This window comes from Vibrio sp. 10N.222.49.C9, from assembly GCF_041474985.1.
In the GTDB taxonomy this organism is placed as follows: domain Bacteria; phylum Pseudomonadota; class Gammaproteobacteria; order Enterobacterales; family Vibrionaceae; genus Vibrio; species Vibrio crassostreae_C.
Genome location: NZ_JBFRVD010000547.1, coordinates 1 through 228 on the forward strand (window position 1 = coordinate 1; position 228 = coordinate 228).

Annotated in this window: 1 pseudogene; it reads right to left on the reverse strand. The window is 46.9% G+C overall.

The annotated features are described in order from the left end of the window. A pseudogene (locus AB4585_RS24400) lies at nt 1–206 on the reverse strand (hydrolase); the annotation flags it as partial. Nucleotides 207–228: the final 22 nt, after the last annotated feature.

The following is a 228-nucleotide window of genomic DNA, read 5'->3' on the forward strand; positions in this document are numbered from 1 at the left end:
GTCTTGAACTCTTCTTTGTACGGTTGCAATTCGCGCCACCATGCATACTGAGCATGACTACTTGGCGACTCTACATCGACCATTTGGCCAAATAGTGGAGTGACCAATTGAACCTGCTTACTGTTTGCATGGACAAGAGCGCGCTCAAGTGGCTCAAACCAATCATGCAGAGCAAGATCGAAAGTGGAGTTATGGATAGGTAGCATTGCCTTGCCTTTAAGGTCTATG